Below are 20010 nucleotides of genomic sequence, written 5' to 3'. Positions count from 1 at the left end.
GCCGGTCTCCAGGGGTGCTGCGGCGCTGTCGAATTCTGCGTAGCGCCGCCCGGCGATACTATCGCGTTGCGCGTTGCGTTCATCCTTGGTGAGGGAGTCTTTCCTTCCTTTGGACTGGGCGCGGGTGATGTCGTACATCACCGAACCGGAAGCAAACCTTCCCGCTCTGCAGTCGGCCGAATACGACCTTGTCGCGCTGGACGGAAATACCGGTTGAATCCCATCCGCACGTTCTAGTTGCGTTGACCTGGCGCCATCGGCCGTCTCTACGGCCGCAGTTTGCTAATCATGTGGTCCAGAACCTCGGGGTTTTCAATGAATCTGTCTGTCCATAGACGACCGTTCGTGCGAATGTCGTGGCGGCTAATCTCAACTCCGGCGTTTCCTGTCTCATGATCCGTGTCCGTTATGTATGTATCCGGACCAGCGTTGGCGCCACCCTCGAGCATCTCAAATACGATCGCAATTGGAGATGCCTAAGGGAGTCGGGCGCAATCGACAGATCAGGGTCGACTAGCTGCCGGATCATTTGAGTGGCTAGCCCTGTTCTGCCCGGTAGTGAAGTCCGAGCCAAGGGGAACAAGTCAGCTCCTTGCTATCAGGGTCCTGGCCGGCTTGTCCGGCTCCGGTGTCTTGGTTCAGTGCTACCTCTAGCTGTGCTGCTGGACGGTCAACATTTGTGGACATCGCGTCTCTCCTTCGAATTGTGTTGCGCGGGCGCAGTGGTTGGGAGCGGGACGCATTCACGCGGAGACCTTGGTCAGCCGCTCCGGGCCAGGCGCACTATGCGCCGACGCTCTGGGCGCTTACGTTCGGTCAGCCTCCGTCGGTCGTAGTGGTCAGCGGCCCTGAACGATGCGGGAGTCCACGCGCCAGATATCGAGCCCGTCGTCGCGGTGAATCATCATCCGGCCCATTCCACCCGTCAGGCAGATCCAGATGACGGTGCCGTCTGGAGTGAGCTCATCAGCCCAGCCGGCCGCCGTCATACGTCCTCCGCGCCTCAGCTCGACGAACTCTTCACGCCAGAGTCCACTGAGTCATCAGCAGAGGCTGACTTCTCCTGGCCGGCAGTGGGTGGACAGAGTTCCGGCTTACGCCCGATGGCCCTGACCGTTTTGCCCCGGGTGCTGTCCCGCGAAGCGTTGTGTCCGTTTTCATTCGCTCTCCTTCTTGGATCCCGCGGGTAGAGTTGCCCGATGTGACGCGACGGGCAGGGACTAAGGCATCAGCGGGCATGGACACGGAGGACCGATGGTCGGTAGGGGGCCTGCGTGTTAGGCGGAAGCGGGTGCGTGGGTTCCGGTCATCAGGGCTGCGAGGTCATCGGGTTCCAGGAACGACGGCGGTGGCGGCGGACCCCAGCTGAAGAGGCCTTGGGCGCCGTGGAAGGTTTCGGGGGTCCAGATTTCGTCTTCGGGGATGCAGTCCATGTCGGAGTAGTACTCGGAGAAGTTCCCGGCGGGGTCTTTGAGGTACCAGAAGAAGTTGGAGCCGGCGTGGTGGCGTCCGAGGCCCCAGATGTGGCGTTCGGGGTTGTTCTCGAGCATGGCTTTCGCTCCGCGTCCGACGTCGTCGATGTCATCGACCTGCCAAGACGTGTGGTGGAGGAAGTTCACGGGGGCGGCCAGGGCCAGGACGTTGTGGTGGTCAACGGAGCAGCGCATAAAGGCGCCTTTATCGCCCACGTAGTCGCTGACCTTGAAGCCGATACCTTCGGTGAAAAATTTCATGGTTGCGGCCAGGTCCACGGTTCCGATGACGGTGTGGCCCAGTTTGCGGGGCTTGATGCGGGTTTCACGCACGACGCCGGGTGCCCGGCCGAAGCGGTCGGTCCGGCCTGGTCCGTTGTAGGGCGTGGCGGGAGTTTTTTCCTGGGCGATGCGAGGCGCAACGTGGATGCGGGCGGTGAATCCGGAGATCGGTTCCTGGGCGAGGAGCTCAGAGCCGTTGTGGCTAATCGGGACACCGAGGCGGCTCATCTGAGCGGTGACTTTGGCGACGTCATCATCGTTGTCCACGCCGACGCCGAGTTCAACGAGGCGCCGGGTCGGTGCGTGGACGATCTTCAGTTGCTCGCCCCCGTCGCGGGTTCCAAACGAGTTGTTGCCCAAGGGGTCCAAACCGAATTCCTCGTAGTAGGCGGCAGTTTCGTCCACGTTGGGAACGCCCATCACCACGCGGGTAAGACGGTGCAAAGACATGGGATTACTCCTTTGTATCCATGGATAAGGCTAAACGCTGATCGGGTGAGGGTCCTGCCGCCCGGCTGGCCGCCGGGCAGCAGGAATGCTTCACGAAGCGGCGGCGGCGAACGTCTGGGTGATTTCGCCGATGCCTTCGATGCGGGAAATGAGAGTCTCGCCGGGCTGGATGAAGCGCTGCGGGTTCCTGCCCACACCGACGCCGGAAGGCGTGCCCGTGAAGATGATGTCGCCCGGAAACAGCGTCACCGTCTGGGAAAGGCCTTGGATCAGGGCAGGAACGGAGAAAATCAGTTCACTGGTGCGTCCCTTCTGGACCTCTTCACCGTCGAGGCTGCAGCCAAGTTCCAAGTCGTCCGGGTTGCCGAACTCTCCGGGGCTGACGAGCCACGGGCCCACCGGGGCGAAGCCGGGGAAGGACTTGCCGAGCCCGAACTGGGGTGCTGGGCCCCGCAGTTGGGAGACTCGTTCGGAGAGGTCCTGCCCGATCGAGAGGCCGGCCACGTGCTCCCAGGCGTCGGCCGCGGAGACATTGGAGGCTTCCTTGCCGATGATGGCTACGAGCTCCACCTCCCAGTCGGTGTTTCCGCCCTCGGGCAGGGCCACCGTGGAATCGGGCCCGGTGAGGGCGCTGACGAACTTGGTGAAGACCGGGGGCAGCTGGTCGGGTTCCTCAAACCCTGATTCTTTGGCGTGGGCGCTGTAATTCAGCCCGATGGCAAAGATCTGGCGGGGCGCCGGGGAAGGGGACCCGAGCAGGGAACGGTCGATGGCAACATCGGCTTCAAAACTGGGCACGCCCTCGGCCCAAGCTGTGAACGCTTCCCATTCGTTGTAAAGCGAAGGCAGGTCCGGGCCGAAACGGCCCTCGCTGGCGGTGTGGACGTCTTTGCCAGCCTCATCTGAGGTCAGTAAAACAGCCCGGCTGTTGTGGTTTGCGATACGCAAAATAGCTCCTTGAAAGTAGTGACAGTGGTTCGGCGGGCGCCGGCAGGTCAGAGCCCCAATCTCAAATCAGTTCTGTAGCCAGCACCTGGCTGAGCGCGGACTTGAGCACCGCCTGGGCGTCATCTGCGCCGTCGACGGAGCGGAACGCCACGTACCGGTCGGGCCGGACCAGCACTGCACCCGTCGGGGAGATTTCGCGGTGCTTGAGCCAAGCAGCACGGACGTCGACGTAGTCGCTGTCCAGGACACCCACGGTTGCGGCCTTGATGGGCAGGTTGTGTTCTGCGGCGATCTTGTTCGCGGCTTCGACCCAGTCGCCGCCGTCTTCCCCGGCGATGAGCAGGAAATGGCCGCCATGGACCAGGGTTCCCAGAGGGATCCGCTCGCCTTCGCGTTCCACGAAGGCATGGGGCATCGGGTGGCCGGGCTTGGTGCTCGGCTCGTAGAGGCGGACCGGGTCCAGCGGGACGTACTCGGGGCTGCCGTCGTGGACGACGGCAGTGGAGTCGTAGGTGTAGCCGAACTCCACGTTGTGGTGGCGGAACTCCATGGTCTGGGAGCCGATGGCCTTGTTCAGGGCGTGCCGCTTGTCGTGGGATTCGGGCAGGTCCTCCCACAGCGGGCGGACCTCCGCCCAGTTCTGCTCCGGGGTGTTGTCCGGGGAAAGGTTCAGTGCCTTGTCGATGACGAAGTGGTTCATCGCGTTGGCAACGGCATTGTTGATGTTGTTCTGATCCACCGGCTTGCGCTCTGCCTCATAGGTGTCCAGCAAGGAATCGCCGGCCTGGCCGCGGAGTACCGATGCTACCTTCCAGCACAGGTTGTAGGCGTCGTGCACAGCGGAGTTAAGCCCCAGGCCGCCTGTCGGGGGGTGCCGGTGCGCGGCGTCGCCCAGGAAGAAGACGGAGTCTGCCCGGAACTTGTCCGAGATAACACCTTCCATGACCCATTGGCTGATGCTGTTGATCTCGGGGTCAAAGTCCGGAATGCCGAGCGTGCCCTTGAGGCGGTCCAGGACCTTCTCGCGTTGCATGGCTTCGGGATCATCCGTGGCGTACTGGAGGTGGATGATCCATTCCTCGGAAGCGGGTCCCCAGTTGTCCGGGCCCATGGGCACGAGGACCCCGCTGGACCAGGAACCGCCAAAGTCGGGGTTGACCAGCCAGCGGATGAGGACTTCCTCGTCCTTGAGGTAGGCAGAGAGGTCTGCAGTGAAGTGCACAGTAACCATGCGCATCAGGTCCCGCGGCCCGGACATGCCGACGCCCAGGATCTTGCCGACCGTTCGGCCGCCGTCGGCGGCAAACAGGTACTTGGCGCGGACGGTGAAGTCGGTGCCGTCGTCCTTGTTGTGGACGGTGGCCACGACGCCGTCCTCGTCCTGCACAAGTCCGGTGAGTTCGTGGTTGAAACGGACGTTCCCCGGGTTCAGTGATTCTGCGTGTGCCCGCAGCACCGGTTCAAGGCGGATCTGGGGAAGGTTGCAGGTCCGGCGGGGGCTGGCCGCGACGTAGTCTGGATCGGTGTAGCCGCCGCCCCAGACTTCAAGGCGTCCCAGTTCACGGCCGTAGCCGTCGTGATCGCCGGTGATCCCTGCGTACCAGCCGGTGGCCTTCATGTTCTTGGCGGGCGTGCTGCGCTTGTAGATCTCGGGGGCGACGCCGACCTCAGTGAAGATCTCCATGGTGCGCTGGTTCAGCACGTGGGCCTTGGGCAGAATCGAGGTGTTGGGGAATGCCGTCACCAGAAGCGACTCGATGCCGAGGTTTGACAGCGTCATCGACGCGGTCAAACCTGCACCGCCACCGCCGACGATGAGGACAGGAACTTGTATATCCGTCATGGAATCTCCTTAGGGCAAGTACTGCTGGGATATTGGCCGTTTGTCCTGTTCCTGCTGGCTACGCTGCCAACGGGATTTCAGGGGCCGATCTGGGGGTGATCTGCAGCACACTCTTCCAGCGCTTCGTCGATATAGCAAGAAAATATCGATTTTATTTGAGTTAGGCGTTTTTCCATTGTCCCTCGGGTAAGGTGTTCCCATGAGCGCAACTGAGCCGAAGACCCATTCCGAGGAGGTCTATGCTTCCCTGCGGGCCGAACTGCTTGGCGGAACCTTCCTCCCGGGAAGCAAGCTGAGGCTCGCCGGCCTGGGAACCCGGTACGGCGTGAGCCTTTCTGTGGTCCGGGAGGCCATGACCCGCCTCGCCGGAGAGGGACTGGTACGTGCGCTCCCGCAACGCGGTTTCTCCGTGGCTCCACTGTCCGTGGAGGACCTGCTGGATCTGACCCGCGCCCGTGTGCTCATCGAAACCGCCGTGCTCCGGGAATCAATTAGCCAAGGTGGATTGGAGTGGGAATCCGCGGTGATAGCCGCCCATCACACACTTCAGGGGACGCCGTACACAACACGTGAAGGGCACTTGGGCGGGGACTGGTCTCTGGCCCACCACGCCTTCCACCGGACACTTCTTACCGGAGCCAACAGCCCGCGACTCGAATCCATCGCCACCGAGCTGCGGGACTGTTCGTTGCTCTATCAGCACTGGTCCATTGACATCGCACATGATTTGGACCGCGACGTCGCCGCCGAACACAGGCACATAGCTGAACTCGCCGTCGCAAGGGACGCCGAAGGCGCAGTCCAAGCCTTAACGGAGCACATCGAACGGACCACCGCCGCCTTGCTGGCCTATGCGGAATCGAATGCAAATGCAGGGCGGACCGTCGGCATATCCGCCTAACCGCGCCCTTGCCCGGCAGTAAACCCCTGGGTGGGCCGCATGGTCGAGGACGATTCCGGGTGTGTGAATGCTGCCGCCGGCGCAGCCGCCAGCTCATCCTCGGTGACGCCCTGGACACCGACGCGGTGAAGGCCAGCTACGACGCCGGGGTCCTGACGCTGCGGATCCCCGTGGCCGAAAAGGCCAAGCCGCGCCGCATCGAGATCACCTCCGAGAAAAACGAGCCACAGGCAATCAACGCCGCCTGACCCACCCCTGGGGAAGGACAGGCCCGCAGGACCGGGAGCACCGGGACCGGCCGCCAGTAAGTAAAGGGCGATGCAGAGCAGCCACGCCACCGCGCCAGTTGCGCAGCGAAATGCGGCCCCGACGGCGCCTCCCGCACGGTGGTCCCCGGCCTCCGGGCCGGGGACCACCCGCACACCCCCGCCCCCGCCCCGCCGGGGCGCCAGGGCGGACCGGAACAGCCGAGCCGACGGGAGTCCGGACCATGAAAGGACGCAGCCCCGATCCCTACGAGGTTCTCCACCTGGGCCGTGCGGCGACGGCCCGCGAGGTAGGCCGGGCATACCGGGCCATGGTGCGGGCCCGTCATCCCGACACCCGTCCCGCGGGCGCCGTTCCCGCCGGCCCGGACTCCACAGCGCAAGAGCGGCAGGAGCTGCAGGAGCTGCAGGAGATCATGGATGCCTACGCCGTCCTCGGCGACCCGGCCAAGCGGGCCGCCTACGACCGGCAACGGCCGACGACGCCCCAGCCAGCGCCGCCGCGGGAGCCGGGACTTTCCGGCCCTGACCTGATCATCGGCCCGCTCCGGCGCGAAAGCCCGACACCGGGCACACCGGCCCCGGGACGGCAGGTCCTGTGGTGGATCCGGTTCTGACCAGCCCCCGGACGCCGCCACTGACAAAAACCCGACCCGGACAAGGAAACCCCCATGAGTGCCTGGCACCCCTACGATGCCCATCTGATGCCGGCGTTCTACGAACGCTTCGAACAACGCTGGGGCAAGGGAACGGCCCCGTTCCTGGACCCCGAAGTCCACGAACACCCCCTGCCCCGGGCCCAATGGATCAACCCGGACACCGGCGCCGCCGTCGCCGTCGTCCCCATCTGGGCCGACGACCCCCGTCACCGCTCCTTCGGCGTCTTCTACCTCCCGCCCGCCGGAGACATCTGGGGGCTCCACCCCGGCCTCACCGCCTACACCGAACCGGGCACCACAGACACAGATGACCAGATCACCCTGCGCAACGACGCATTCAGAAAGGCCGTCAGCCACGCCAAGGAATTCATCTACGGAACCCGGCCCTAGACCCGGCACGGGCCCCACTGGACGTTGAGCCACGCCGGAACGCGTTGCTTTCGTGACCGCCCGGGCCCCTCATAACGCTCACCGCCGCACCTGCCGCAACGCTCCTGCCACACACCCAAACAACCGAGACCACCCAACGCTACGCGGGCCACTCCCCCCGGCCCGCCCGGCCCCCGCCGCAGGAACGTCGGCATTGGCGTCCGCCCCCGGGGACGACCACCCTGATGCCGGGCAGGTCAAGGAAGGCCCCGGTTAGCGCTGCAACCATGACAACTCATCAGATCACCCTCGGTGCGATCAACCTGGAGGCCCAGAATCCAGCCACGCTTGCCGAATTTTGGGCATCCGTGACCGGCGCCTTGCCCCACCCGGTGGTGAAAGCGTCTACCTCCCACCTGCCGGCCCCGGGGGCTACCACGTTTCGGCCTCCCCCGCCGTGAACACTCGCCCCAGCGTCTGGCACCGCGCAGGACAGCCATAACTGAACAGTCCGAATCCTTCGGTGCGCCGCGCGTAGTTGGCCCACATCGGCCAGGGCCCGGGACGGTGAGCTCCTTGGACTGGCACGGATAAGCACGACGATGCCGCTGACGGCCGCTGCTAAATATCGGGAATCCAGTCCGGCGACTCGGAGCCGGACCTTCAGCGGACGAGGCCCGCGACGAGATTGATCGCCGTGGCTAGCACGATGGCTCCCAGCACGTAGGACAGCAGGGACTGGCGCAGTGCGGCGTACCGTATGGAGTCCGTGGTCAGGTTGGTGTCGGAAACCTGAAATGTCATGCCGATGGTGAAGGACAGGTACGCGAAGTCCGCGTACCTGGGCGGATTTTTCTTGTTGAAGTCCACTCCATCATTTGCCCGGTAGTAAAGGGTGGCGTAGCGGAGTGTGAAAAGGGTGTGGACCAGGAGCCAAGAGAGGGCGACGCTGCCCAGGGCAACGCCAATGATGACCGATTTCGTTCCCCCCTCGGCGGAACCTGCATCCATCAGGATGAGTGCGACGCCGCCGAAGCTTCCCATCGTGGCCGCCAGGACGAGAATATCGGAGGCGAACCGGCCGGGATCCTCGCGGAGTGCGTGGGCAGCGGTCTCCGACGCATCAAGGCGCCAAATCACCGACCACACCCAAACCAAGTAGATCAGCGACGCGGCCGCCCACCCGATGTCCGGGGCGTAGGCCCAGGAGCCCAAGAGCCCCACGGCAACGGCCACGGCCAGCCCCCCGGCCGCCATGACCGCCAGCCGAACCCGGGTGCTGTTGACGGGGGAGCTGAAACTATGGCTACTCACGACTTGCGCGTCTCCTTATCCCTCAGGAACACTCGATGACCCTTCGCATGCCTCCATTATCGGGGCACCTCAGCCCGCGGTGCTCGGAAGGAACGGGGAGTTGCTGGACATGGATCCCCCGTCGTGACAGGCAGCAGGGAAGAGCCGCGACGCTATTCCCACCCCCCCAAGAACGAACAGCAGGCGGTAGCGACGCAGGTATTCATTCCCCGTATTTGCCGTCTCGAAAATCCGAAGGACCCGGCGCCCTGGAGGGCGCGCGGGCTCGGACACGGCCTGCCCCAGGGTTAGGAGCAAAGAACAGGCGTGGCTAGCGCAGCCGGTCCAGCCCTAGGAGTGTCCGCGGGGTGTGCCAGAGGACGTTTTTCATCCATTGGCTTCCGAGCCCCCAGCCTTCGAGTACCTGAATCTGGTGGCTGTAGGAGTAGGGAATCGAAGGAAAATCCGAACCGAAGACGACTTTGTGTGACAGTCCAGCAAGGGTGTCCTGGTATCCGGGCGGGATCGGGGCGACCTGTTCCATGTAAGAGGTGCCGACCATGGTGGTGTCCAGGTAGACGTGAGGGTTGTTTGCGGCAAGATCGGCGAACTCCTGGTACTCCGGCAGGCCCGCGTGCGCGATGATGAGCACCAACGAGGGGTACCTTTTAATGAGTTCGCGGATGGGTTCGGGTCCGGTGAATTCTCCGGGGTGCGGACCGTTGCCGCAGTGGATGACGACCGGTGTGCCGGAGTCCTCGATGAGCTCCCAGACGGGTGCAAGCTGAAGGTCCAAGGGTGAGAATCCTCCCACCTGGATGTGTACCTTGAAGATTCGAGCGCCTAGTTTCAAGCTGCGCGCGACGACGGTTTCCACGCCCGGCTCGGGGTAGAAAGTGGCAGAGTGGATGGCGTCAGCATGGGTCGAGGCGAATGCTGTTGAGTAGTCGTTGAGCCACTGCGCCATGCCGGGGCGGTGTGCATAGTTCAGCGTGGTGAATGCCTTCACTCCCATGTCCCGCAGCGTTCGCACCCGCTCCTCTTCCGGGCCCCGGTAGGTGATGGGCCAAGGCGGAGCACCGCTGTCCGCAACGCGGTCAAAGAACCCCCACACCTTCTCCAGCACCTTGAAAGGCATGAAATGCACATGCAGATCAACAATCCCCGGCAAGCCCAGAGAGTCGAGGTACGGGCGGACCTCCGCGTCTGAACGCGGCACAGGTGCTACAGCCAAGACGAACCTCCTACGTTCCACATCTCATCAGCACCGCAGCATCGTCAACCCGATGAAGCTCGCCAGGGCAAAAGCCCTCCTGCGCGGGCGTGAGACCTATTGCCCTGCTAAGCATATGGGCAGAGAGCCGCTGCTTTCGCTCAGGGCGGGCGGCGCCATAGGAAGTGGCGGTGTCGGTGTCCTTGACGCTTGTCACGCCGCTCTGGACGAGGTGGAACATCTCGCGCCACAGCGCGTCCTGGAAATGGGTGGCGACGTGGCACAGCGAACCGGGAGGGGCTCGCCAGACAGCTTCGGCCGGGCACACAGGGCGCCCCTGTGTACCCGGCCGCGGTCCGGACCTACCCGCTGGCGGATCCGGACGCCGCTTACGCCGCCAGCGGCATCGCCTCATGGCGGGCCTCGACGACGAGCGACTGCCCGTCGACCGAGACGGCCACCTGGCCGCCAGACTGAAGGTCCGACGCCACGAACAGATCCGCGATCCGGTCGTCCAGCTCGCGCTGAATCACGCGGCGCATCGGCCGGGCTCCGTATTCGGGCTCGTAGCCGCGTTCGGCGATCCAGTCGACAGCCATTTCGCTGACCTCAAGAGTGATGCCCTGGGACTGCAGGCGGGCTTCCGTCTGGTTCAGTATCAGCCGAACGATCCGGCGCAGTTGCGCCTGGTCCAGCTTGCGGAACAGGACGATCTCGTCGATCCGGTTGAGGAACTCCGGCCGCATGGTCTCCCGCAGCCGGCCCAGCACCCGGTCCCGCAGCGCCTTCTCCGAGCCGAAGCCGTTGCCCTCGTCGGCCTTCGATACAAAGCCCATCGCGCCGCCCTTGCTGGCCAGGAACTCCGAACCGAGGTTGGAGGTCATGATGATCACGGTGTTGCGGAAGTCCACCATGCGGCCCTGTCCGTCGGTCAGCCGCCCGTCGTCGAGCACCTGGAGCAGCAGGTTGAACACATCCGGGTGGGCCTTCTCCACTTCATCGAGCAACACCACGGAGTACGGGTTACGACGGACGCGTTCGGTCAACTGCCCGGCTTCTCCGTAGCCGACATAACCCGGAGGGGCTCCGACCAGCCGGCTTACGGTGTGCCGTTCGCCGAACTCGCTCATGTCGAAGCGCACCATCGCATTCTCATCCCCGAACAAGGACCCGGCCAGCGCCTTGGCGAGTTCGGTCTTGCCCACACCCGTCGGGCCGAGGAACAGGAAGCTGCCGACAGGCCTGTCCGCGTCCCCCATGCCGGTGCGGCTACGCCGGACCGCCTTCGCGATCAGAGTTACGGCGTCTTCCTGCCCGACGATCCGCTGATGCAGTTCCTCCTCGAGCCTGGCCAGGCGTTCCCGGTCGTCTTCCGTGAGCCTGCTGGCCGGGATCCCGGTGGACCGGGAGATGATCCCCGCGATCTCCGCTTCACCGACGACCGCCTCGGCGCCTTCGGAAGCCTCAGGTGCACTGGAAATCGCAGCGGAAAGCTTCCCGTTCACTGCCTCAATCTCATCCCGCAGCCGCGAGGCCTCTTCATAGCGTTCCGCGGCGACAGCATCGTCCTTGGACTTTTCCAGGGTTGCGAGCTGCTCGCGAAGAACAGTCACGTCGGTCTGTGAGCCGAGTTTGATGCTCAGCCGCGCACCCGCCTGGTCGATGAGGTCGATGGCCTTGTCGGGCAGGAAACGGTCCCTCACGTAGCGTGCGGAGAGTTCGACGGCGGCGCGGATCGCCTCGTCGGTGTAGCGGACGCCGTGGTGTTCCTCGTACCGTCCGCGCAGGCCACCCAGGATCTGTACGGCGTCCTCGATGCTCGGCTCGCCGACCTGTACGGGCTGGAAGCGGCGTTCCAGAGCCGCGTCCTTCTCCACCTTGCGGTATTCGCTCAGGGTGGTGGCGCCGACGAGATGAAGTTCACCACGGGCCAGGCGCGGCTTCAGGATGTTTCCTGCGTCCATGCCGCCTTCCCCCGCGCCGCCGGCTCCGACGACCGTGTGAAGTTCGTCGATGAACAGGATGATTTCCCCGGCGCGTGAACCAACCTCGTCCATCGCCTTGGTCAGGCGCTCCTCGAAGTCCCCGCGGTACCGCGTCCCGGCCAACATAGCAGGCAGATCCAGGGCAATGACGCGCTTGCCGCGGAGCTGTTCGGGCACGGCGCCTGCGATGATCGCCTGGGCCAGCCCTTCGATGATCGCGGTCTTGCCCACGCCGGCTTCCCCGACTAGGACAGGGTTGTTCTTGGTGCGCCGGGCCAGGATCTCGATGGTCTGCTCGATCTCGGCGCTCCGGCCGATCACAGGGTCCAGGCTGCCTTCGCGGGCATGTGCCGTGAGGTCGCTGCCGTAGGTGTCCAGGGTCGGGGTGTCCGACCCGGCGGCACCCGCCTGCGACAGTCCGGGCTCCGCGCCGGTCGACGTGGCCCCACGCCGAGCGGACTGGTCGCGCGGACCGGACTGAAGGGACTCCGGCGTCACCCCGGCCGCTGCGAGCACCTGCCCGGCCGGGGCCTGCTGGTTAACGACGAGCGCGAAGAACACGTGTTCGGGATCGATGTAGGTTGAGCCGAATGCCCGGGCAACCTGGTAGGCGTCGAGTAGGGCGCGTTGGGCCGACGGCGTCAGGGCCGGCGTCGTTTCCGCCCTGGCCGTTCCCTGCTCCGGGAGACGCTCCTCGGCCGCCGTGGCGATGGCGGCAGGTTCCGCGCCTGCGCGGCGGATGTAGTCGGCGGCCGGTTCCCTCTCGACCATGACACGCAGGATGTGCAGCGCGTCCACATGGATGTGACCGTGCTGCGCGGCGAACTGTGCGGCACGCGCGAGCACGTCATGGGTGCGCCGGCTCAGCAGCCGGGTGATGTCCATCGGGTGCCCGGGGCCGGCCGCGCGCTGGCCCTGCAGGTAACGGGCAAGGAATTCGTCGAACGAGCCGTGGCCGGACTCCGCCGGCCCAAAAAATTCAGCCATGAAACCTTCCTAAGAGAGTTGAGTGTACTTGACTCAACGTTGAGAAAGCGTATTTATTCCCGGGAGCAGCAACGGGCGGGGTCCGGCCCCGGGGAATCGCGGCGTCCCGGCGCCTGGACGCTGCTCAGGCTCAGGGCGCAACCCCCATCGAGATCACTTCTGGATCGTCCCGGTGGGAACGGCAGCCCTCCTGTTCGAAACCCTCGGCGGGACTGGATCCTGGATACAGATGATCCGTGCCAGGTCGCTGATGCGTCCGCGACTTCCGCAAGCGAGGTTTCGCGCCTCGAGCTGTTCTTCGATCTGGTCTTTGTTTCCGCCCTATCGCAACTGTCCCATCATTTGTTGGAGCATCCTTCGTGGGTGGCGGCCGGCGAGACATTTGTGCTTCTTCTTGCTGTCTATAAACCGGCCACCGGATCAGCCAGATAGGACGGCACATACCCCCAGATTCCAAGAGGCGGGGAGCCCACCAGCCAGGGCGTTGAACCCGCCACCCACGGTATCGGGGCGGCGTTCCTCAAGGTTCGGATGGCCGCTACCATGGCCCGTATGGATGCCCAAGAGAGTCCGCCGGTCCACACCGGCGCCGTTCCTCCTCCGGAGGGTTTGACACTAGGGCGGCTTTTGGCTCTCCTCGGTGAGGGCGTGTCTGCTGAGGGTTTGGAAACCCAACTGGCAGCCATGCAGGCGGAGAACCTGCTCGATCCAGCGACGGCAGCAGCGGCCCGCAGCCTCAACGCCAGGCTCCGGGAGGCCAGTCGGCGGGAGGGCTTGCTGCGAGTCCTGTACGACACGGCCACGGACCTCACCGGCATTCGTGACGTTGAGGCCGTCCTGAAGGCCATCGTGCGCAGAACCCGCTCGCTCATCGGCAGCGACATCGCATATCTGAGCCTGAATGATTACGCTTCCGGGGAATCGTACATCCGGGTGACCGACGGTGCCGCAACAGCCCTGTTTCGGAATATCCGCATGCCCCTGGGCGAGGGCGTCCTCGGCGCCGTGGCCACCGGTGAAGCCCCTTCCCAATCCGCGGACTACCTGGCTGACCAGAGCAAATCTCACCTCGAGTCGAGTGATGCGGCGGTCGCGGCAGAAGGCGTCAAGGCGATCATGGGCGTGCCCTTGAGGGCCGAAGGCAAGGTCATCGGGGCGCTCCTCGTGGCGGACCGGCACGCGCACAACTTCAGCAGCGACGACGTCGCGCTCATGGAATCCATCGGCACCCATGCCGCTGTTGCGCTCGAGAACGCCCGTCACTTCACGGAAATGGCCGACGCCCTGGCCCGGCTGGATCAGGCGCAGCGGCAGAATCTTGCCCACGTGAAGGCGTTGGAGGAGCTTTCTTCCCTCGATCAGCGGTTGATGGAAACCCTGGCGTCTGCCAACAGCCTGCCCAACCTCATGCTACTTTTGGCCGAGTCCATGGACAGCGAAGTGTTCGTGGTTTCGCCCATGGGTGAGACCGTGGCAGGGCTCGGCGCAAACCCGGACTTCGGCCATCCCGCTGCGTTAAGCGCCGCCGAGCTCTCCGCCGCGCGGACGCTGCCCATCCCTTTCACGGTAGACGGCCGGCAGTACACCGTGATGTCCGCGGTCGCCGGCGACCAGCACCTGGCCTCGTTGATTGTTGCCGGCCACATCAGCCAGGAGCGGTTTGCAGTGCTGGAGCGTAGCGCCCTGGTCCTCAGTGCGGCGTTGCTCTTTGAAAGGACTTTCCAGGATGCGCAGTACCGGTTGCAGCTGGAACTTATAGACGAACTCCTGAACCCGCGGTCCGAGGATTCAGAAGCACTGAAACGCCGGGCCGGGAGATTCGGCCTCGCAGACAGCATCCCGCTGGTGGTCCGGGTGGTGGGCGTTCGGGAGGACCAGCGGCAAAGGGCACTCGCAGTATTGAAGCGACACGCCCAGAACCGTCCCGGAATCACTGCCCTCCACGAATCGCATCTGTGCGTCATCGAGCCACCGACGCGCCACGGCCGTAGTACGAGCGGGGGCGGGGGCGAGGACAACGGACAGTCGATCCTCGATGCCCTGAAGCACCAGCGCATCGAGGCCAGCGTGGGCTCTTCACGGGCGGTAACAGGATTTTCCAGCCTGGCAGGAGCCCATGCCGAGGCCCATGCCGTGCTGCGCGCGCTGCAAGCGCTGTCGCGGAAGGGCGAGGCCGCCGACCTGGCCGCCCTCGGCACGGCCGGGATGCTGTTGGGCGCCATGGACAGCCCCTTTGCCACGCAACTGCTGGCGGCCCAGCTCGGACCCCTGCTCGACTATGACAGCCGCCGTGGAACGCAGCTCGTTCTGACCGCCTGGACCTTCCTGGAGAACGACGCGTCCGGCACGGCGGCGGCGGAGGCCCTACACGTTCATCCCAACACGCTCCGCCAGCGGCTGGAGCGCATCGATACTATCCTCGGCGCCAGCTGGCGCAGGGGCGGCCGATCCCTGGACATCCATGTGGCCCTGCGGCTCTGGCGCCTGCAGTCCGCCGGGATCAGTGGCCGCTTAGGCTGAGCCAGCCGAGCACTGATGTGGGTTGAGATGCACATGTCCCCACTGCCAATATGGCAGATACCTCCATAGGCCACCTCACACAGCTCTGGAACGAGAGATCTCCGGCACCGCCGCAGGACCCGCTCGTTGCAAAGAACACCGTAGAAAAGGCCGGTGTGAACTAACTTTTGAGAGATCCTGAATGAAGACCGGTGTCATCCGCCCCAGCACATTGTGCGCGTGACACCGGTTTTCTCTCGTTCCTGATCCGACTTGAGGACCGGGGCCGCAGGGCAGTCCTGTACCACAGCAACTCCAGGGACCGCGGCTGAGAATCCCTGCAACTGGCTCCGCCGCGCACTAGTAGGAATGAGGACGCACCTGGTGTTTAACCCGAAAGGTTTGTCGCGGCGTATAAACCGGCAACTACCTCCGCTGGCGACGGAACCGAAACTGGCTCTGTCGCACAGATTTCAGGCTGGTCTACACCCAGACTTGACGCCAGGAGGAGGCCCTTGAAGCGTCAGGACAGACCCTGAATTGCCATCTACCGGCACGGTAGGACTGAACTCTCAGAGCTCAATCTGACACACCAGAGGTGCCGGTGATCGGAGGGATGCTTCCGGGATCCATGCCGATCCGCTTAGTCCCCGGAGGTGTCAGAGGCGGACAATCCGCTGCCTGGCCCCGGCGTCGGCCAAGTAATCCTCCCAGAAGTCCTGCCAGAGCCGCCGGAAGCGCGACGAGACCGGCGATCTGCGGGGCCAGAGACGGAGGCGTCATGATCATTGTGGCAAGTCCCACCAGCGCTGCCGGCGCGGCGACGCAGATTCTCACCCACAGTGATTGTATTGGTGCAGCCAGTCCGGGCAGATGGCGGCGCGGTCACCTTCTGAAAGGTAGGGGCGGGCGTAGGCCCGTTCGGTGGCGAGGGTGCGGTTGAAGCGTCCGACCTTGCCGTTGGTCTGGGGCCGGTAGGGGCGGGTCCTGCGGTGCTTGATGTGTGGTCCCACGGCCGCGGCGAAGGCCCGGGAACGGTAGCAGGACCCATTGTCGGTCAGTACGGCCTTGACGTTGATGCCGTGGGCGGCGAAGAACGCGACGGCGCGCAGCCAGAAGGCGGTGGCGGTTTCCTTCGTCTCGTCGGTGAGGATTTCCGAGTACGCCAGACGCGAGTCGTCATCGACGGCGTGGTGCAGGCAGGCGTACCCGGTCCCCGCCTTGCGGTTCCGCCTGCCCTCGGCCCGGCCAAGGGCGCGGTGTCCGCCGCCGTTGGGGATGCGTCCGAGCTTTTGATGTCCACCTCCTGGGCGTCGAGGGGAGTGTGGTAACCCAAATCGATACCGGAGGCCCTCGCGCTTTACATCACGCCACGCTGTTCACAACGTCCGTGGGAACTACGACTAGGCCGTCGCCGTGACACGTTGGCCAGCCCTGCCCTTCACCACAAGGACCGTGTGTTCCAACACATAGGTTGGGCAATCTTTATAGGCTCATGCACCTTTGTTGGCGATGTTGCACCGCCCACACTGGACGTAGTGATTGCGGTCACCGATGACGCAACAAGCTGGCAAAGGAGCTAACAGAATGACTACGCATAATGGCAAGCGGGCCCTGGTCCTCGGAGGGTCCGTTGGCGGCCTTACCGCGGGGCTGCTGCTCAGGGAACAAGGATTCGATGTCACGATTTTCGAACGGACATCCACTGAGCTGGGCAACCGCGGCGGCGGCATCGTGCTTCAACCTGACACCCTCCGGTGGTTCCGTGAACGAAGCAACATCAGCCCTGAAGAGGTAAGCACCTCGACACAATTCCTCCGCTACCTGGGCGAAGGTAACAGAATCTTGTTCGAAGAGAAGGCGGAGTGGCACTACAGCTCGTGGAGCGTCATGTACAACTCCCTGCTGGCCGACTTCGGCCGGGAGAGCTACGTATTGGGCGAGTACGCCGTCGGATTTGACCAGGATGCTGATGGTGTAGACGTCCGGTTTGTCAGCGGCCGCACTGAACGCGCTGACCTCGTAGTTTTCGCCGATGGCATCACCTCAGTCGGCCGCAAACGCCTATACCCCGAAGCGGGTTTGTCCTACTCCGGCTACATCGGCTGGCGCGGTACCGTCCTGGAAAGCGACGTCCCGACGGAAACGGCAGAGCTGCTCGGAAGTTCCCTCACATACTCGGTTGGACCCAGCACCCACATCTGCATGTACCCCATCCCCGGCCCTGACAACGGCTTTGAGGTTGGCAAGCGCCTCCTTAACTACGTCTGGTACCGGAATGTGGCCGAGGGCCGTGAACTCGACGAGATCCTGACCGACAAACGTGGATTTGTCGGTTCCGTCTCAGTTCATCCTGGACAGGTTCAGGACCGCTACGTCACCGAAATGAAGACGGCTGCCAAGGAACTGCTGGCACCGGCCGCCGCCGAACTCGTCAACCTTACTGCGGAGCCGTATATCCAGCCTGTCCTCGACGTCCGGACGCCCCGAATGGTCGAAGGACGGGTCGCCCTGATCGGCGATGCCGCATTCGCCGCCCGCCCTCACGCCGCAGCTGCAGCTGCCAAAGCAGCGGCAGATGCCTGGGCACTAGCGGAGGCTCTTGGCGAAAACGAGGGTATCACCGAGGCTCTGGCCAAATGGGAACCGGGGCGACTTCGGCTCGGTAACAACCTCATCGACCGCGTGACCAGCATGGGCGCGCGGTCCCAATTCGAGAACACCTGGACCCCAGGAGACCCGGACCTCCGTTTCGGTCTCTATGGCCCCAGGGAATAATTCCCGCCCATGCTCCAGCGATGCTGCGCGGTCTAACGACCCTACGACCCTGATCAGCCACCGTCTGAAGCTTCTCGGACATGGAAATGGTTATGACATTTTCAAGAACGCAACCAATACCGACCCCCTGAAAGGGTGCTGAACGCATGACTGAAACACGATTCCTCTCTGACCTTCCCCTCGCCGGTGAACTTGTCGGCACGAACTTCCAAGGCTGGTCCGAAGACCTTCGCCGCGAATTCGAAGATCACGCATTCGACGGCGCCGTTGGATCCAAGCTTCTGAGCGAAAACGACCGGGTTCGTGTCTGGGAGATCAGGCTCGCCCCGGGCGAGCGGTGGCATGCCCATCGGCATGTTTTGGACTATTTCTGGACGGCCGTCACCGCAGGACGCAGCCGCCAGCACACCTTCGATGGCACCACCCGCGAGGTGTCCTACCAGCCGGGAGAAACCCGGCACTTCCACTTCGGTGCCGGTGAGTACCTGCTTCACGACATCGAAAACGTGGGTGAGAACGAGATCATCTTCACCACGGTCGAGCATCTGAATTCCGAGAACGCACCACTGACGCTGACCGAAAAGTAACGGTACGGGTGGGAGAGGTCCCGGGCTTTCGCTTTCAGCGACAGCCCGGGACCTTTTCTATGGCCCACCACAGTGGGATGCCACGCACACAGCACAAAGCTGCTGGGTCCGGAACTCCACCAATCCCGTAGATCCTGAGCCAGAAATACGTGTGCTTCCCCGCCGCAGCCGGCCCTACCGGGTCCGTTTTAGCCTTCGCTGCGCCGATGACCAGACCCAGGCCACACCTAGAGAAAGCATTACAGACGATGACCTAAACGACGGCCCGCCCATCCAGCCGGATTCCTCTTCCAAGACTGAAAGCCACGTCATTGTTGACAGCCTGCGCGCGCACGGTGTCAAGAGGGTGCACGTCGTACCCGAAGGGAGCTTCCTTGATGTCCTAGATGGGCTCCACGACTCGGAGACCGACGCGATTCTATGCCGTCGTGAGGGCGGCGCCAGCTCCATGGCCGAAGCCGACGGCAAAATGGACACAATCCCCGGTGTCGCCATGGTCACTAGGGCCCCCGGGACGGCCAACGCTCATGTGGGCCTGCACACCGCGTGGCAGGATTCCACTCCGATGGTGCTATTCGTGGGGTTGATCCCGTTCGCCCACCGGGACCGCGAAGCTTTTCAGGAGTTTGACCTCAAGCATGGTTTGACACGGGCGCCAAACGTGTCATGGTCCTCGACCACGCGGAACGGGCTTCCGAACTGGTCGCGGCAGCCATGTTCGCTGCCATGAGTGGCCGCCCGGGACCCGTCGTCGTCGGGCTCCCCGAAGAAGTTATCCGCGGGCTGGTCCCTGCTGAACTGCATCCCCCATTCCCCGTTGCGGCCGGAGGCATGACCGGACTCGACATTCAAGCACTCAGCGAGGCTCTGGATGCAGAGAACAAAACCGGATGCATTCGTCCGGGACCTCGCAGCGGTGAGCCTGCCGATCAAACCGCAATGGCAGGCGTGGACTGAACGGATGAGGGCCGAGCAAGAGACGTTCGCCCAGCTGCCGGCCCCGGTACCTTCATCCGGACAAGCCCGGATGGACACCCTGATGGCCAACCTCATCCCAAACTGCCACAGGACGCAATGGTGACCTTTGGGGCAGGTGAGCACACCAACTGGGCGCACAGGTACTTCCCCACCGAATCGTACGCATCGATGATCAGCGCAAGAAACGGCTCGATGGGCTACTCCGTGTCCGCCGCAGTGGCCGCTTCCCTGGAGTACCCGGCCGGCGCGTGGTAACTATCGCGGGAGACTGCGAATTCCTCATGAATGGCTAGGAGCTGGCCACGGCCGCGCAATACGGCGCCACTCCACTGGTCATCGTGATGGATAACCAGGAGTACGGCACGATCCGCACACATCAGGAAAAGCACTACCCTGCACGCACTTCCGGAACGCACTTGCGCAATCCTGACTTCGCCCTCATGGCTCAGGATGCCCGCACCACGGCTTGAGGTGGCCGCTGCAGCCAGAGCCGGCTAAAC

General features: G+C 64.0%; 14 protein-coding genes and 3 pseudogenes. 9 read left to right on the top strand and 8 right to left on the bottom strand.

Going from position 1 to position 20010, the window contains the following annotated elements; translation table 11 throughout:
- Positions 1-839: 839 nt before the first annotated feature.
- The 4 genes from ACFVTM_RS18160 to ACFVTM_RS18145 all read right to left on the bottom strand — a co-directional run bounded on the left by ACFVTM_RS18160 (position 840) and on the right by ACFVTM_RS18145 (position 4995).
- Positions 840-989, bottom strand: coding sequence for a hypothetical protein (locus ACFVTM_RS18160; RefSeq protein WP_390205214.1), 150 nt, complete (start codon positions 987-989; stop codon positions 840-842).
- A 288-nt stretch (positions 990-1277) separates the two neighbouring features.
- Positions 1278-2204, bottom strand: a complete 927-nt coding sequence (locus ACFVTM_RS18155; RefSeq protein ID WP_390205212.1) for a VOC family protein — start codon at positions 2202-2204, stop codon at positions 1278-1280.
- 90 nt (positions 2205-2294) lie between these two features.
- The gene (locus tag ACFVTM_RS18150) at positions 2295-3152 is read right to left on the bottom strand and encodes a fumarylacetoacetate hydrolase family protein (protein WP_390205210.1); all 858 of its coding nucleotides are present in this window, start codon (positions 3150-3152) and stop codon (positions 2295-2297) included.
- Positions 3153-3213: 61 nt separating this feature from the next.
- Positions 3214-4995, bottom strand: a complete 1782-nt coding sequence (locus tag ACFVTM_RS18145) for an FAD-dependent monooxygenase (protein WP_390205209.1) — start codon at positions 4993-4995, stop codon at positions 3214-3216.
- Positions 4996-5194: 199 nt separating this feature from the next.
- Between ACFVTM_RS18145 and ACFVTM_RS18140 the strand changes: the two genes are divergently transcribed.
- The 4 genes and pseudogenes from ACFVTM_RS18140 (at position 5195) to ACFVTM_RS18125 (ending at position 7211) form a co-directional block, all read left to right on the top strand.
- Positions 5195-5896 (top strand): GntR family transcriptional regulator, encoded by a 702-nt coding sequence (locus ACFVTM_RS18140; RefSeq protein WP_390205208.1) that lies wholly within the window; start codon positions 5195-5197, stop codon positions 5894-5896.
- An 83-nt stretch (positions 5897-5979) separates the two neighbouring features.
- Positions 5980-6144: pseudogene (locus ACFVTM_RS18135) on the top strand (Hsp20/alpha crystallin family protein); the annotation flags it as partial.
- Between the two features lie 242 nt (positions 6145-6386).
- A complete protein-coding gene (locus ACFVTM_RS18130; RefSeq protein WP_390205206.1) occupies positions 6387-6779 on the top strand; it encodes a J domain-containing protein in 393 nt (130 codons plus the stop codon).
- Between the two features lie 54 nt (positions 6780-6833).
- Positions 6834-7211, top strand: a complete 378-nt coding sequence (locus tag ACFVTM_RS18125) for a hypothetical protein (protein ID WP_390205204.1) — start codon at positions 6834-6836, stop codon at positions 7209-7211.
- Positions 7212-7853: 642 nt separating this feature from the next.
- Here the strand turns inward: ACFVTM_RS18125 and ACFVTM_RS18120 are convergent.
- The 3 genes from ACFVTM_RS18120 to ACFVTM_RS18110 form a co-directional block, all read right to left on the bottom strand.
- Complete coding sequence (locus tag ACFVTM_RS18120) at positions 7854-8504, bottom strand: DUF1345 domain-containing protein (protein ID WP_390205202.1); 651 nt, start codon at positions 8502-8504, stop codon at positions 7854-7856.
- Positions 8505-8814: 310 nt separating this feature from the next.
- On the bottom strand, positions 8815-9717 hold the full coding sequence (locus ACFVTM_RS18115; protein WP_390205200.1) for an amidohydrolase family protein: 903 nt from the start codon (positions 9715-9717) through the stop codon (positions 8815-8817).
- Positions 9718-10085: 368 nt separating this feature from the next.
- The gene (locus tag ACFVTM_RS18110) at positions 10086-12668 is read right to left on the bottom strand and encodes an ATP-dependent Clp protease ATP-binding subunit (protein WP_390205199.1); all 2583 of its coding nucleotides are present in this window, start codon (positions 12666-12668) and stop codon (positions 10086-10088) included.
- Here ACFVTM_RS18110 and ACFVTM_RS18105 point away from each other — a divergent pair.
- Entirely contained in the window at positions 12570-13100 is a 531-nt protein-coding gene (locus ACFVTM_RS18105; protein WP_390205197.1) for a low temperature requirement protein A, read from the top strand. The two genes, ACFVTM_RS18110 and ACFVTM_RS18105, sit on opposite strands and share 99 nt — an antisense overlap.
- A 216-nt stretch (positions 13101-13316) precedes the next feature.
- Positions 13317-15188 carry a helix-turn-helix domain-containing protein gene (locus ACFVTM_RS18100; RefSeq protein WP_390205195.1) on the top strand — a complete coding sequence of 624 codons (1872 nt, stop codon included), beginning with the start codon at positions 13317-13319 and terminating at the stop codon, positions 15186-15188.
- A gap of 812 nt (positions 15189-16000) precedes the next feature.
- Here the strand turns inward: ACFVTM_RS18100 and ACFVTM_RS18095 are convergent.
- Positions 16001-16462 (bottom strand): annotated as a pseudogene (locus ACFVTM_RS18095) (DDE-type integrase/transposase/recombinase); the annotation flags it as partial.
- Positions 16463-16754: 292 nt separating this feature from the next.
- On the opposite strand from ACFVTM_RS18095, the gene ACFVTM_RS18090 reads away from it, so the two are divergent.
- From ACFVTM_RS18090 to ACFVTM_RS18080, 3 genes and pseudogenes are all read left to right on the top strand, one after another.
- Positions 16755-17945, top strand: a complete 1191-nt coding sequence (locus tag ACFVTM_RS18090; RefSeq protein WP_390205193.1) for an FAD-dependent monooxygenase — start codon at positions 16755-16757, stop codon at positions 17943-17945.
- A 146-nt stretch (positions 17946-18091) separates the two neighbouring features.
- A complete protein-coding gene (locus tag ACFVTM_RS18085) occupies positions 18092-18532 on the top strand; it encodes a hypothetical protein (RefSeq protein WP_390205192.1) in 441 nt (146 codons plus the stop codon).
- 271 nt (positions 18533-18803) lie between these two features.
- A pseudogene (locus ACFVTM_RS18080) lies at positions 18804-19959 on the top strand (thiamine pyrophosphate-dependent enzyme); the annotation flags it as partial.
- Positions 19960-20010 lie beyond the last annotated feature (51 nt).

Source organism: Arthrobacter sp. NPDC058130, assembly GCF_042884475.1.
Taxonomy (GTDB): Bacteria; Actinomycetota; Actinomycetes; order Actinomycetales; family Micrococcaceae; genus Arthrobacter.
This window is presented reverse-complemented; position numbering and strand designations above follow the sequence as displayed.